Origin of the sequence: Trueperella sp. HMSC08H06 (assembly GCF_001808465.1) — a bacterium.
In the GTDB taxonomy this organism is placed as follows: domain Bacteria; phylum Actinomycetota; class Actinomycetes; order Actinomycetales; family Actinomycetaceae; genus Trueperella; species Trueperella bernardiae.
On the sequence record NZ_KV793365.1, the window covers coordinates 147,896 to 161,336 of the forward strand.

14 protein-coding genes and 1 tRNA gene are annotated in these 13,441 nt (G+C 66.6%); 10 read left to right on the plus strand and 5 right to left on the minus strand.

Translation table 11 applies throughout. The features are described from left to right. Nucleotides 1–34: 34 nt before the first annotated feature. From HMPREF3174_RS07240 to dusB, 3 genes are read left to right on the plus strand one after another with little or no spacing between them, the layout of a single operon-like run. A complete protein-coding gene (locus HMPREF3174_RS07240; RefSeq protein ID WP_068538384.1) occupies nucleotides 35–1,429 on the plus strand; it encodes a glycine--tRNA ligase in 1,395 nt (464 codons plus the stop codon). Then, the gene (locus HMPREF3174_RS07245) at nucleotides 1,429–2,613 is read left to right on the plus strand and encodes a YibE/F family protein (RefSeq protein ID WP_236698625.1); all 1,185 of its coding nucleotides are present in this window, start codon (nucleotides 1,429–1,431) and stop codon (nucleotides 2,611–2,613) included. Before HMPREF3174_RS07240 ends, HMPREF3174_RS07245 begins: the two co-directional genes overlap by 1 nt. Further along, entirely contained in the window at nucleotides 2,610–3,893 is a 1,284-nt protein-coding gene (gene dusB, locus HMPREF3174_RS07250; protein WP_168160572.1) for a tRNA dihydrouridine synthase DusB, read from the plus strand. Before HMPREF3174_RS07245 ends, dusB begins: the two co-directional genes overlap by 4 nt. Nucleotides 3,894–3,949: 56 nt before the next feature. Here the strand turns inward: dusB and HMPREF3174_RS07255 are convergent, their stop codons facing one another. Further along, nucleotides 3,950–4,990 carry a hypothetical protein gene (locus HMPREF3174_RS07255; RefSeq protein ID WP_148132195.1) on the minus strand — a complete coding sequence of 347 codons (1,041 nt, stop codon included), beginning with the start codon at nucleotides 4,988–4,990 and terminating at the stop codon, nucleotides 3,950–3,952. 35 nt (nucleotides 4,991–5,025) lie between these two features. On the opposite strand from HMPREF3174_RS07255, the gene HMPREF3174_RS07260 reads away from it, so the two are divergent. Together HMPREF3174_RS07260 and dnaG are read left to right on the plus strand one after the other, a co-directional pair. Continuing rightward, complete coding sequence (locus HMPREF3174_RS07260) at nucleotides 5,026–6,270, plus strand: deoxyguanosinetriphosphate triphosphohydrolase (protein ID WP_070448297.1); 1,245 nt, start codon at nucleotides 5,026–5,028, stop codon at nucleotides 6,268–6,270. 89 nt (nucleotides 6,271–6,359) lie between these two features. After that, on the plus strand, nucleotides 6,360–8,294 hold the full coding sequence (gene dnaG / locus HMPREF3174_RS07265; RefSeq protein ID WP_070448298.1) for a DNA primase: 1,935 nt from the start codon (nucleotides 6,360–6,362) through the stop codon (nucleotides 8,292–8,294). Nucleotides 8,295–8,298: 4 nt separating this feature from the next. On the opposite strand, the gene HMPREF3174_RS07270 is transcribed toward dnaG, so the two are convergent. Genes HMPREF3174_RS07270 through HMPREF3174_RS07285 form a run of 4 tightly spaced genes read right to left on the minus strand, consistent with a single transcriptional unit; the run spans nucleotide 8,299 to nucleotide 10,088 of the window. Next, the gene (locus HMPREF3174_RS07270; RefSeq protein WP_062612221.1) at nucleotides 8,299–8,559 is read right to left on the minus strand and encodes a DUF6457 domain-containing protein; all 261 of its coding nucleotides are present in this window, start codon (nucleotides 8,557–8,559) and stop codon (nucleotides 8,299–8,301) included. Next, a complete protein-coding gene (tatC, locus tag HMPREF3174_RS07275; protein ID WP_062612223.1) occupies nucleotides 8,552–9,289 on the minus strand; it encodes a twin-arginine translocase subunit TatC in 738 nt (245 codons plus the stop codon). The genes HMPREF3174_RS07270 and tatC overlap by 8 nt, the downstream gene beginning before the upstream one ends. A gap of 32 nt (nucleotides 9,290–9,321) precedes the next feature. Then, entirely contained in the window at nucleotides 9,322–9,729 is a 408-nt protein-coding gene (gene tatA / locus HMPREF3174_RS09670; RefSeq protein WP_068538380.1) for a Sec-independent protein translocase subunit TatA, read from the minus strand. Between the two features lie 47 nt (nucleotides 9,730–9,776). Then, nucleotides 9,777–10,088 (minus strand): twin-arginine translocase TatA/TatE family subunit, encoded by a 312-nt coding sequence (locus tag HMPREF3174_RS07285; RefSeq protein WP_070448299.1) that lies wholly within the window; start codon nucleotides 10,086–10,088, stop codon nucleotides 9,777–9,779. Between the two features lie 97 nt (nucleotides 10,089–10,185). Between HMPREF3174_RS07285 and HMPREF3174_RS07290 the strand changes: the two genes are divergently transcribed. The 5 genes from HMPREF3174_RS07290 to HMPREF3174_RS07310 all read left to right on the plus strand — a co-directional run bounded on the left by HMPREF3174_RS07290 (nucleotide 10,186) and on the right by HMPREF3174_RS07310 (nucleotide 13,409). Then, nucleotides 10,186–10,797, plus strand: coding sequence for a TorD/DmsD family molecular chaperone (locus HMPREF3174_RS07290; RefSeq protein ID WP_070448300.1), 612 nt, complete (start codon nucleotides 10,186–10,188; stop codon nucleotides 10,795–10,797). Beyond that, nucleotides 10,790–11,692: a 4Fe-4S dicluster domain-containing protein gene (locus HMPREF3174_RS07295; protein WP_143601935.1), complete on the plus strand. Its 903-nt coding sequence runs from the start codon at nucleotides 10,790–10,792 to the stop codon at nucleotides 11,690–11,692. Before HMPREF3174_RS07290 ends, HMPREF3174_RS07295 begins: the two co-directional genes overlap by 8 nt. A gap of 74 nt (nucleotides 11,693–11,766) precedes the next feature. Further along, nucleotides 11,767–11,843: transfer RNA gene (locus HMPREF3174_RS07300), tRNA-Ile, on the plus strand. Nucleotides 11,844–11,970: 127 nt separating this feature from the next. Next, nucleotides 11,971–12,582: a DUF6318 family protein gene (locus HMPREF3174_RS07305; protein ID WP_143601933.1), complete on the plus strand. Its 612-nt coding sequence runs from the start codon at nucleotides 11,971–11,973 to the stop codon at nucleotides 12,580–12,582. After that, a complete protein-coding gene (locus tag HMPREF3174_RS07310; protein WP_070448301.1) occupies nucleotides 12,579–13,409 on the plus strand; it encodes a hypothetical protein in 831 nt (276 codons plus the stop codon). Before HMPREF3174_RS07305 ends, HMPREF3174_RS07310 begins: the two co-directional genes overlap by 4 nt. Nucleotides 13,410–13,441: the final 32 nt, after the last annotated feature.

The following is a 13,441-nucleotide window of genomic DNA, read 5'->3' on the forward strand; positions in this document are numbered from 1 at the left end:
ACCATCCAGGTGCGGCAAAGAAAGGAGCGAAACAGTGGCCAAGCAGGCACCTTCGCGTCTCGATCAAGCAATTTCCCTCGCCAAGCGGCGCGGCTTCGTCTTCCCCTCGGGTGAAATCTATGGCGGCACGCGCTCCGCGTGGGATTACGGGCCGCTCGGCGTCGAGCTCAAGGAAAACATCAAGCGCCAGTGGTGGAAGCGGAACGTGCAGGGGCGCGCCGACGTCGTCGGCCTGGATTCCTCCATCATTCTGCCGCGCCAGGTCTGGCACGCGTCCGGGCACGTGGACACGTTCTCGGACCCGCTGGTGGAGTGCCTCGAGTGCCACAAGCGCCTGCGTGAGGACGAGCTCATCGAGCAGTACGCCGCCAAGAACGGCGTGGACGAGGCGGACGTGACGATGGCGGACGTGGCCTGCCCCAACTGTGGCAACCGCGGCAAGTGGACTGAACCGCGCGCGTTTTCCGGCATGCTCAAGACCTTCCTCGGGCCGGTCGACGACGAGGCGGGGTTGCACTACCTGCGCCCGGAGACCGCCCAGGGCATTTTTGTTAATTTCGCCAACGTCATGACGTCGGCGCGCGTGAAGCCCCCGTTCGGCATCGCCCAGACGGGCAAGTCCTTCCGCAACGAGATCACGCCGGGCAACTTCATCTTCCGCACCCGCGAGTTCGAGCAGATGGAGATCGAGTTCTTCGTCAAGCCGGGCGAGGACGAGGAATGGCACCAGGCGTGGATTGATGAGCGCCTGGCCTTCTACACCGACCTCGGCATTGATCCGGACAACCTGCGCCTCTACGAGCACCCGCAGGAGAAACTCTCGCATTACTCCAAGCGGACGGTGGACATCGAGTACCGCTTCGGCTTCCCGAACTCCGAGTTCGGCGAGCTCGAGGGGATTGCGAACCGTACGGACTTCGACCTCTCGGCCCACTCGGAGGCCTCGGGCAAGAAACTGGAGTACTTCGACCAGCAGTCCGGCGAGCGCTACACGCCGTACGTCATCGAGCCGTCGGCGGGCTTGACCCGCTCGCTTATGGCCTTCCTCGTGGAGGCCTACGCGGAGGACGAGGCGCCCAACACGAAGGGCGGCGTGGATAAGCGCGTTGTACTCAAGCTCGACCCGCGCCTGGCCCCCGTCAAGGTGGCCGTGCTTCCGCTCTCGCGTAAGGAGGAGCTGACGTCGGTGGCGAAAGACCTCGCGGCTGACCTGCGCAAGTACTGGAACATCGAGTACGACGACGCCGGGGCCGTGGGCCGCCGCTACCGCCGCCAGGACGAGATCGGCACGCCGTACTGCGTGACGATCGACTTCGACTCCCTGGATGACAAGGCGGTGACGATCCGCGACCGCGACACGATGGAGCAGGTCCGCATCCCAATGGATGAGGTCAAGTCCTTCCTGTCTGAGAAGCTGGCGGGCTGTTAGTGGGTAGCTCTCACGACGGGGTGGGCCACGTGCACTCGCACGCGGCCCACCTTTCCATGGGCCCGCAGCAGCGCCGGAAGGTACGGCTGATCCTTGCGGCGATCGTGGTGCCGCTCGCGGTGGCCACCCTCGTTGGCCTGGTGTGGTTGTGGCCGCGGGGTGAGACCCCGGTGGGTTCGGTGGAGCTCAACTATTCCGGTTCGTCGACTGCGATCGGCACGGTCACGTCGATCGGCGCAATGGACGAGGTGGGCCAGTACCCGGTCACGATGGTGGTGGACGGGGTGGAGGTGCCGGTCCACGTGCCGTTCGAGGTGGTGGGCAACGGGCTGGACGTGGGCGATAAGATTAAGGCCCTGTTCAATCCCGGCGCGGTGGAGTTTGGCTCTCCCTATATCTTTGTGGACTTCGTGCGCGACGTGCCGTTGTCGGCGCTGGTGGCGCTTTACGTCATCGTCGTGGTGGCGGTGGCCCGCTGGAAGGGGCTCGCGGCGCTGTTAGGCCTGACCGCCTCGCTCGCGGTGGTGGGCACCTTCATGTTGCCGGCTCTCATGGTGGGTACTGCCCCGCTGGCCGTCATCGTGGTGGGGGCATCGGCGATGATGTTCGCCTCCATTTACTTCGCCCACGGTGTCTCGATCCGTACCACGACGGCGGTGCTTGGCACCTTTGCCGGCCTGCTCATTACGGGTGTTCTGGCGGCGGTGTCGGTGCGGGCGAATAACCTCACGGGCACGCTGTCGGACGACGCGATTTCGCTGGCCGGGCAGCTGACCTACCTCAACATGAGCGACATCCTCCTGTGCGGGATCATCCTGGCTGGCCTGGGCGCGCTTAACGACGTGACGATCACGCAGGTCTCCACCGTGTGGGAGTTGCAGGCGGCGAACGCGGCGGCGAGCCGTGCGAAGGTGTTCAGCCAGGCGATGGTGATCGGCCGCGACCACATTGCCTCCACTGTCTACACCCTCGCCTTCGCCTACGTGGGCACCTCGCTGCCGCTCCTCATGAGCGCGGCGCTGGTCAACCGCGGGGTGCTCGACCTGTTCACGGTGGGCCAGATCGCTGAGGAGATCGTCCGTACGCTCGTTGCCTCGATCGGCCTGGTGCTCGCCATCCCGATGACCACGGCGATCGCCACCCTGCTTGCGCCCATTGCGCCCTCGCGGAAGGCGGACGCATGAGCTTCCCGTCCGCGTCCGCTCGCCTCACGACGCCGCAGCGCGGCGTCCCTGCCGTGCGCATCGGCTCCCTCGGGCTCGGCACCCCGCTCATGCTCGCCCCGATGGCGGGCGTGACCAACCCGCCCTTCCGCCAGCTGTGCCGGCAGTTTGGCGAGCAGGCCCTGGCCGACGTCGCCGGCGATTCGGGCGCGGCCGGGCCGGACGGCGTCGTGAATCCTGATCACGCGGAGGGAACGTTTGCGCCGGCGGGGCTGTACGTGTGCGAGATGATCACGTCGCGGGCGCTGGTGGAGCGCACGCCAGAGACGATGCGGATGATCCAGCCCGACATGGGCGACCCGGTGCGCTCAATCCAGATTTACGGCGTGGGCCCAGCGGCGGTGGGGGAGTCGGTGCGGCTGGTGGTCGGGAACGGGTACGCCGACCACATCGACCTCAACTTCGGCTGTCCTGTGCCCAAGGTGACCCGCAAGGGCGGCGGCTCTGCGCTGCCGTGGAAGCACGACCTGTTCGAGGCGATCGTGAGCGAGGCCGTGCGCGCGGCCGACGAGGCCTCGGGCGGGCGCGTGCCGGTCACGGCCAAGTTCCGTATCGGTATCGACGACGACCACGAGACCTTCCGCGACGTGGCCCGGATCTGCGAGGATGCCGGGATCGCGGCCCTCACCCTGCATGCCCGCACCACCGCCCAGCACTATGCTGGTACGGCCCGTTGGGAGGTCATTGGCGATCTGGTGCGCGAATCGTCCCTGCCGGTCTTCGGCAACGGCGACGTGTTTGAGGCCGAGGATGCGGCAGCGATGATGGAGCTAACGGGAGCGGTCGGAGCCGTGGTGGGGCGCGGATGCCAGGGCCGGCCCTGGCTGTTCTACGACCTCGTGGCCGCTATGCATGGCTCGGATCGGCGTATGCGGCCGAACCTGGCTCGTGTGTGCGAGATCATCATGCGCCACGCCGAGCTCGCGGTGGAACACTTTGGGGATGATCGCCGGGCGATGCGCGAGATGCGCAAGCACGTGGGCTGGTATATGCGCGGCTTCGCCGTGGGCGGGCAGCTGCGGCGCGACCTGGGGCTGGTGGAGACGCTGGAGGACCTGCGCGCCCGCCTCGGCCAGCTCGACCTTGACCAGCCTTACCCGGAGGCGGCCAGCGGGCCGCGCGGCCGGGCCGGCGGGGAAAAGCAGCCACACCTGCCCGAATTCTGGCTCGACTCCCACGAGCTTACCGCCGAGCAGAAGGCGCGCCTGCACGAGGCCGAGCTCGGGATCTCGGGCGGCTGACGCCCGCTGTGAGGCCCGCGCTCAATTCGGGGGCAGCGCTCAATTCGGGGGCAACCCTAGCGCCGCAGCCAGGCGGCTTCCCCGGGTGGGATCACAAGGTTGGTGCCCTCCTCGGGGAGTTCGATGAGGGAGGAGACGAGCACTCGGCCGTCGTTGGGCACCAGGTAGGGGTAGGGGCCGAAGTTGAGTAGCATGCTCACCTTGTCGGTGGCGAGCCAGATGAAGCCGTCGGCCGCCTTGTCGGTGGAGATGAGGATCGAGGAGTGATGGAGCGAGAGCGAGTTGCGCAGGCGCAGCGCGTGGCGCACTGACGGCGAGCGGCCCGGGATGTTCTGCTCGAAGTGGAGGAAGCCGGGGAAGAAGCACGAGGCGAGGAGGATCGCGCCCTCGCTCAGGTTTCCGGCGCGGTTTTCGAGCGCGTCGAAGGAGCAGTTCCAGGAGGGGATCGCGCCGGCGATTTCGAAGAATTGCAGGATGTTGGCGACCTCGCCGGGGAAGGTGTCCGGGGTGAAGGCGTGTGGGGTGGCGATCTGGAAGCGCACCACGTCGAAGAAGTCTTCGAGGGCGTGGGTGCTGGCCTCGGCAAAGGAGGTGGAGCGCACGTTGGCGGACACGATCGCGTCCTGGTGGGATTCGACGTAGGCGAGGAGTTCGCGGGTGTCCCAGCCGGCGTGGATGTGCGCGCCGGAGTCGGTGAGCTCTTCGGGGTCGGTGAGGTCGATCGTGCCGAGTTCTACGCCGTAGGCGCCGTGGTCGAACCATTGGTTAAGGATGGCATAGCGTTCCGCGGCGAGTGCGGGGGCGCGGGCGACGACGTCGGCGCCGACGTGCGGCAAGAGGCGGACACCCCGCCGCGAGGCTGCGCGGGTGACCTTCTCGATGTAGTCCGGTTCGGCGTCGGCAATCAGGGCGGGCAGGGACATGACGTTCATGCCGAAGCGCGCGCATTCGGAGATGAGCCCGAGGGCGACGTTGGTGGTGTGGACTTCCTGAGGGGTGGCCTGGTACCACAGGTGATGTCGCGCCCAGGGGCCGGGAACGCGCGGCGCGCGGTACAGCGGCGAGGCCGTTGGAGAACCCTGGTTGGATGCAATCACGTGTTCCATTGTGCCACAGCGGGTAAGGTGAGGGCGTGAGTTATTCTTCTATCGATACCCAGCGCTGGGCGCACGAACCCTCGAAGAATCCGTCCCGCACCGACTTCGAGCGCGATCGGGCCCGGGTGCTGCATTCCTCGGCGCTGCGGCGGCTGGGTGCGAAGACCCAGGTGCTCGGCCCTGAGTCGGACGACTTCATCCGCACCCGCCTCACCCATTCTCTCGAGGTGGCCCAGGTGGGGCGGAGCCTGGCGAAGAACCTCGGCGCGGACCAGGACCTGGTGGAGGCCGCCTGCCTGTGCCACGACATCGGCCACCCGCCCTTCGGCCACAACGGCGAGCACACGCTCAACGACATCTGCGCCGGCATCGGCGGTTTCGAGGGCAACGCCCAGACCTTGCGCGTCATTACGCGGCTCGAGCCGAAGCGTTTTCACGACGACGACCGCCCGGCCGGCCTTAACCTCACGCGCGCCACGATCGACGCCACGATCAAGTACCCCTGGCCGCTCTTCGGCGGGCCCGCTGGGAGCCTGAGCCCCAAGTTCGGCTACTACGCCGACGACGAGCCCGTGTTCGCGTGGGTGCGCGGGGGCGAGGAGGGCCGGTGTGCCGAGGCGCAGATGATGGACCTGTCCGACGACATCGCCTACTCCGTCCACGACATCGAGGATGCGATCGTGCGCGGTAAGCTCGACCCTTCGGCGTTGCAGGCGGACCGGACGCGGCAGGTCGACGACGTCGTCGCCGCAACCACCCTGTGGTACGGCACGGCGATTTCGGCTGACGAGCTGGTGGCCGCCTCCCAACGCTTGTTTGCCATGAAATCCTGGCCCGCGAGCTACGAGGGCACGCTACGCGACCTGGCCCGCCTCAAGGATCTTACCTCGGATTTGATCGGGCGCTTCGTGTCGGCTGTGTGTAGCGTGAGCCTGGAGGCGAGCGGCGGGGAGCCGATCTACCGCCACGCTGCGGGCCTCACCGTGCCGCGCGAGACCCTGGCCGAGATCACGTTCCTCAAGGGCCTGGCCGTCCACTACGTCATGGCCCCGCGCGAGTTCGAACCGGTCTACTACGAGCAGCGCACCTTGCTCATGGACCTCGTGGACGCGATCACGGAAAATCCGCAGGAACGCCTCGAGCGGCAGTTCCTCGACCAGTGGTGCGAGGCGGCGGGGGAGGACGCGAAGCTGCGGGTGGTCATCGACCAGATTGCCTCCCTCACCGACCAGTCGGCCCGCCTGTGGCACGCCCGGTTCTGCGGGATGCTGAGGAATTAGTTATCCACCGGGCGCGCTCGCGGGGGCGAAACCCGCGAGCCGGGGCACTCGGGCGCGCAGGGGCGGTCGCTTGCCGCTAAGATGGGGGCGTGGCTGGGCTGATCAAACGGGAGAGTATCGATGAGGTGCGCTATCGCGCGCGCATCGAGGACGTGGTCGGCCAGTATGTGACGCTCAAGAGCGCCGGGGTGGGCTCGATGAAGGGCCTGTGCCCGTTCCATGACGAAAAGACGCCCTCGTTTAACGTGCGCCCGCACGTGGGCCGTTGGCACTGCTTCGGGTGCGGCGAGGGCGGGGACGCGTTCTCGTTCATCGAGAAGATCGAACACATTTCGTTTGTGGAGGCTGTCGAGCACCTCGCGGAGAAGTTTGGGGTGGCCCTGCAATATGAGGAGGGCGCACCGGTTCAGCGCGGTCCGCGCGACGTGACGCGGGCCCGGCTCATCGACGCCCACCGCGTGGCCGAGGACTTCTATGTCAAGCAGCTCCACACGCCCGAGGGCGCGCAGGCGCGCGAGCTGCTCGAGGGGCGCGGCTTTGACGCGGAGGCGATCGCGTACTTCCGCGTGGGCTACTCGCCCAATTCGTGGGACGCGATGCTGTCCGAGCTGCGTCGCAAGGGCTTTACGGAAAAGGAGATCGCGGCGTCGGGACTGGTCACGGCTGGAAGCCGCGGGCACTACGACCGCTTCCGCAACCGGGTGATGTGGCCGATCCACTCGATCACGGGCGAGCCAATCGGGTTCGGCGCCCGCAAGCTGGGGGACGAGGAGGGGCCCAAGTACCTCAACACCCCCGAAACGATGATCTACAAGAAGTCCCAGGTGCTCTACGGGCTGGACCTGGCGAAGAAGGACGTTGCGAAGGACCGGCGGATCGTGGTGGTCGAGGGGTATACGGACGTCATGGCCGCCCACCTCGCCGGCGTTCCGCACGCTGTGGCCACCTGCGGCACGGCCTTTGGCGAGGAGCACGTGAAGATCGTGCGCCGGTTGCTGGGGGACTCGGCGAATCCGGCCGCGGGCGTCATCCTGTCCTCGGGCCGGGCGTTCGGTGGGGAGGTCATCTTCACCTTCGACGGCGACGAGGCGGGCCAGAAAGCGGCGCTACGCGCCTTCCACGAAGACCAGAGCTTCGGTGCGCAAACCTTCGTGGCCGTCTCCCCGAACGGGCTCGACCCGTGCGATTACCGCCTTGCCTACGGGGACGAAGCCCTGCGGTCCATGATCGACGCGCGCGAGCCGCTCTTCGCCTTCGTGTTGCGCTCGCTACTTGCCGGCCTGCCGCTCAATACCGCCGAGGGCCGCACGGCCGGACTGCGCACTACCGCGCCCGTGGTCGCCTCGATCCGGGACAGGGTGTTGCGTGCGGAGTACGTGCGGGAGCTCGCCGGCTACCTGGGGATGGACGAGCGGATCGTAGCTCAGGGTGTGCGTTCTGCGCCGCATGCGCCGGTGCCCGAATACGAGGAGGTGCTCCCGCCGATGCCGAGCGCGCTCCCCCCGCGCCACCGGATCCGCGACCCGCTCGAGCGGATCGAGCGCCAGGCCCTCGAGGTCATGCTGCAACTGCCCGGGCTCGCCCGCGCAGCCAACGCCCAGGAGCTCCCCGCGCGCACTTTCACCGTCCCCACCCACCAGGCGGTTCACGACGCGATCCGGGCGGCAGGCGGCGTCTTTATCTACGACGAACGCCTAGCCCAGCTACGCAAGCAGGGCGATGCGGCACCCGAGGAGCGGGCGGCCGCGTGGTACGTGGACCAGGTGATGGAGCACGCGGACGGCGTCGTCGCCCAGGCGGTCACCCAGCTGTCCGTGGAACCGCTACCCGAGGCGGGGGATCAGTGGCCGTACGTGCGAGGGATCATGATGTCGCTCATCCGGCAGGGCATTACGCGGCAGATCGCGGAGGTGCGCGGCCAGATGCGCAGAACCGCCCCCGATTCCCCCGATCAGGACGTGCTGTTCGCGCGCCTGATCGAACTGGAGAATCAGAGGCGGGCCTTCGACGAAACCGACACCTAGGCGGTTAGCGCTCCTCGTAGTTCTTGGCGAGGGCCTCGACCTTGGCCACAAGCTCGCTGACGTCGGCGCCCTGGCCGGCACGCATGCCGAGCAGGAACAGGGTCATCGGCGCGCCGGGGCGGGAGGGGCCGTGCGCGATCGTGCTCACCAGGTCGAGCAGCTCGTCGCGGTGGGTGTTGATGAGGGCGGGGTCGGCGTCGACCTCGGTGGCGACGGCGTCGAGCCACTTGCCCATGATCGCCATCTTGGTTGCTTCATCAGTCATGACTGATCCTTTCTTTCGTTTTCTTCTCGCGGTGCTTGTCATGGATAAAGGAGACGAGGACGGCCAGGAGGTAGAGCCCGATGAGCACGAACGCCTGGATTGTCATCGGCCAGGGGGAGGGTAGCGGGTTGGCGATCGCGGCGAAGACAAAGCAGAGCACCACGGCCCAGCGCCAGTGCCGTAGCATCGGCTTCCACCCGAGGATTCCAAGAAAGTTGAGCGCCACCAGCACCTCCGGTGCCAGGAAGGACAGGCCGAAGGCCATGACCAGACGCATGTAGAACGTCACGTACGTGGTGGCCCGGAGCAGACTGGCGGAGTTTTCGGGGTTGAAGCTGGTGAGGATATCCACCGCAAGGGGCGCCATCCGCATGCCGGAGACGACGCCCGCGGCGAACAGGATGACGCCCGCGAACCCGAAGGCGAGCACGTGGATCTTCTCGCGGCGCTTGAGGCCGGGGGAAATGAAGGCGAAGATCTGGTAGACCCACCACGGGCTCGTGATGATCGTGCCAATCCAGATCGACACCTTCAGCTTCAGGTCAAAGGCCGCGCCGATCGTGTCGAAGTTGAGCAGGGCCTGCTGCTTCGTGATTTCGGCGAGCGGCGCCGTGATGTAGTCCATGACCGGCCCGTACAGGTACCAGCCGGCAATCGAACCGATCCCGATGCCGAGCAGTGCCCACATGAGCCGTTTGCGCAGCTCGCGCAGGTGTTCGCGGATCGGCATGATCCCTTCGGGATTCTTGCGTCTACGGGCGCTCACTGATTTTGCTGGCTATCCGCCTGGCCCTCAAGGCCCGTGGGGAAGGGCGGGTTCTGCGGGTAGGGCTGCTGGGGTAGCGCCTGGCCGGGGATCTGCTCGCCGGGCGCGTAACCGTCCTGCTGCGGTGCCTGGCCGGGCTGCGGTGCCTGACCAGGCTGGGGGTAGGGCGGCTGGCCGGGCTGCTGGTACTGCTGGCCCTGATACGGTTGCTGGCCCTGGTAGGGCTGCTGGTAGGGCTGGCCCTGCGGCGGGATCTGCTTCGGCTCGTCGTCTTGCAGCTCGCGCAGTTCCTTCTTCATCACCTTGGCCGACTGGCCGAGCGAGCGCGCGATGTCAGGCAGCTTCGCGGTTCCGAAAATGATGAGCAAGACGATGACGAGGATGAGGATGTGGGTCGGCTTCATAGAGCTTCCTTTCCGATGACCAGGGACACCAGTGTAGCGAATGGTCTTTAGTTCTTTTTCTGATTGAGCGAGTTGGTTTGCTGCATCCACGCTTGCATTTCTTCGTGGACGGCTTCGCGGATCATCTGGCGAGGGTCGAGGTCGCGCATGTCGAAGGCGGACAGGTCAAGGTCGGATAGCCCCGCCGACTTTAGGTTCGCCGAGGTCTCCTCGCGCACCCGCGCCGAGAAGCCCTTGGCCGCGTCGATGGCTTTGCGCAGGCCGCGCAGGGCGCTGATGATCGCCTCGGGCCCGAGCACGATCACGGCCACCACGAGGATGATGAGGAACTCCCCTCCAGAGATCCCGAAAAACTCCATGCCCCGATCCTATCGTCTCGTTCGGCGATTGTCCGGGTCGGCGTGGGCGCGGGGGACGGCGTCGTTGTAGAGTGAGCCAGTAACATCAGGAGGTAGGATGACGACGCCGTGGCAGGACTCGCTACCAGAGCGCAAGATGCGTTCGGTGCAGCTCGCAACAGCCTTGTATTCGTTAGCGCGCTTCTATGTGGAGGCGCCGAATCACGACGTGGTGGGCCGGTTTTCGGACCCAGCGATGGCGCAGACGTGGCCACTTCGCGACCCGCAATCGCTAGTGGCGCTGGCTGAGATAGGGCAGGCCGGCGAGAGCGTCTACGTGCTCAACGCCGAGTTCAACTCGCTGATTGGGCCGTCGGGTTCTTTGCGGATGGCGGAGTCGGAGTTCACGGGCGAGGACCCGCTGCCGCTCGTGCAGGAGCTTGCCGAGCAGTACCGTGCGGCGGGGTATGCCTCGCAGAAGACCGAGAGCTATCCGCGTGACCACGTGGCCGTGGAACTGGCCTTCCTCGCCCACCTCGTGATCGGCTCGGCCGATGGCGAGAAGGACGCGGAAATTCGTCGGTTCCGCGGCGAGCACCTCGACAGGTTTGTTCCCGAGCTCCTCGAGGAGCTCGAGGCACAGGCGACGACCGCGACGTACCGCGGCGTCGTCGCCCTGACCCGCGCCGCTCTGGCCGGCGTGGAGGAGCTGACGGGTGCCGATGGCTGACAACGTCGGCGCGTTGCTGCGTTGGCTGCACGCCCACGACCTGCCCAAGGAGGTCGTGGTGGTGTGCGAGCACACGGTGGCGCCCAAGCTGGGGCGGGGCCGCCAGCTGGTGGTGTGGGACGGGTGCCTGAAGGATTCCTCAATTGGAGTGCCGGCCCAGTTGCTGGCTCTGGGGATTGCGAAGGTCAGCGTACTGCCCTGCCCGGTCGACCCGGCGGGCGTGGGCGCGCAAGTGGCGAGGTGGCAGTCGCTGACACCGGGGCTCGTGGGCGAGGCAGAGGTCAAGCGGGCGATCTGGCCCGGACCCGAACCTTTGCACCTTGGGAAGATCGCGATGCCGCGGCGCGTGCTGCTGGGCCTCGGCCTGCGCGACGCCCAACCGATCCCCCTCAAGGCAGACGACACCACGCGCACACTCGCCGCGATCGAGCTACTCACCGAACGCGGGCAGATCGGCAGGGGAGAAGGACTCCAGGCACAGCTGGGCGGCGTGCGGCTGGGGGTGACCGGATGCACGGCGTGTGGCGTGTGCGTGCAGGCGTGCCCCACGGGCGCCCTCGAACTGCGCCACCGCGCGGGTGGATCCGAGCTGTGGCAGCACTCCGAACTGTGCCGGGGTGAGCAGCAGTGCGTGAGCCTGTGCCCGGTGCACGCCGTGTGGGTGCAGGGCCCGATGCGGCTCGGCGACCTGCTCGACGAACCCGAACGCCGGCTCGCCGCAGTAGCCAGCGCACGCTGCGCCCGGTGCGGGGCCGCCCACCCGGCCGAGGAAGGCGAGCTGTGCCAAGTGTGCGCCTATCGAGCGGCGAACCCCTTCGGCTCGATGATGCCGCCGGGTCATGCGGTTCCCGGGCAGGCGGCTCCCGAGCAGGCGGGGAGGCTCGGGCCCGCATAGTCGGAGTCGCCGGTGCCGGGGTGACCGGCGGAAATGTCGTTTTGGCGGTGGCCGCTGGTACACTTACGGGGCAAGCCCCCATAGCTCAGATGGTTAGAGCAGGGAACTCATAATTCTTTGGTCCCGGGTTCAAGTCCTGGTGGGGGCACCAGTGTGCCGGGCGGACGTTGTCGTGGCATGCAAGGCGAAGCGCGGCGTCGAGCCGGGTATGCCCGGTACCCACGTCTGCCTGTGGATAACGAAAGCACGGCCGTCGGCCCCGGGGATAAGTTGGCTTCATGAAGAAGCGAATTTTTGCGATGGCTATGACTGCCGCCGTGCTGGCCAGCGGGCTGGCCGGGTGTACCACCAAGGAGACGGCGCCGGCCGAAACAACTTCCACTGGCACCTCCACTGGCACTGCCACCGCCGAGCCCTCTAGCACCTACACGATCCCGCCGCGCCCGGCGATGGAGGCACCGGCGGAGCCGGAGTTGACCGGCGTCGATGTCAACAACGCGTATGAGCTCGCTAAGTTTTACCTTGAGCTCTACCCCTATGTGAAGGCAACAGGCGACACAGAGCTGTGGGAGAAGTACGCACTTCCCGAGTGCGAGTTTTGTCAGGCTGTTGTGAATGACGCTAAAGCCGACAACGAGACCGGTGCCTGGATGGATTTCCCCTACGAGATTCTTGGTGAAGCTGGCTTCACTGCTCAGGGAGAATTTGATTACCGTATCGACCTGCTTATCGATCGGCGGTTGGTTAAGTACTACGGCACAGATGGACTCGAAGAGACAGAACCTGGCCAACACACAGTGGTTGTTGGTGTAAAGAACGTCGATGGTCAGTTGCTCGTACGTTATTTCGATCGACTGAAGCCTGAGCTCTTCGGGAAGGTTGACCTGTGAAGGCCGCAATTGTCATGGCCGTTCTCATGGCAGTTTCGGGCGGTAATGGTTCATCGGGCAACTGGAATGCCGAATCCAACGGGAACACCGTTGACATTACTTGGGGCTACGGGGTCGAGTTTGTCAACCCGCCTGGTGGGTCGTCGTTGGGCGTGCCGGCCACCGGCGTCGGGCACGGCTCCGGCGTTGACACGAGCAAGCTGCAGGCGCTAACGGTGGACGAGATGTGCGACCAGGGATACTGGTCGAATACGGGGGCGTCGTACTTTGAGTCGGGGCGGATGTCGGGCCCGCTGGCGGAGTACTGCCTGTATCGCACGCCGAAGGAGCCGGGCGAGGCGGGGGAGTCTGATGCGGCGGCGCCGGCCCCGCAGATGACCGTGGCTGACCTGGGCTATTACATTCAGGCCAACGCGCAGACGATTATCGATGGCGGCGTTATGTCCTTGCAGCCGGCGTCGGGCCAGGTGGTCATCAACAAGCCGGTCTACTTTGCCTCGTCGGCGGCGCACTACACGACGTCGGTGACCGTGCTGGGCACGCAGGTGGAGCTGGCGTTCACGCCGTCGTCGTATGAGTGGCTGCCGGGCGATGAGTCCAGCTTCGTGACCTCCGACCCGGGCGGGACGTACCCGGACGGCGGCGTCACCTACACCTACACCCAGCCGGGCGCGTATACGCCGAGCGTGCGCGTGGGGTGGGAGGTGCTGATCCGCGTGGCGGGCTCGCCGGGATGGTACCCGGTTCCCGGCCAGGCGCTCACCACCGTGACCTCCGAGCCGCTCACGGCCGTGGAGGCAGAGGCGGTGCTCACGGCGAATCGCTAGCCGCGGCGTCTCTCCAGTAGGCTGGGCACAAA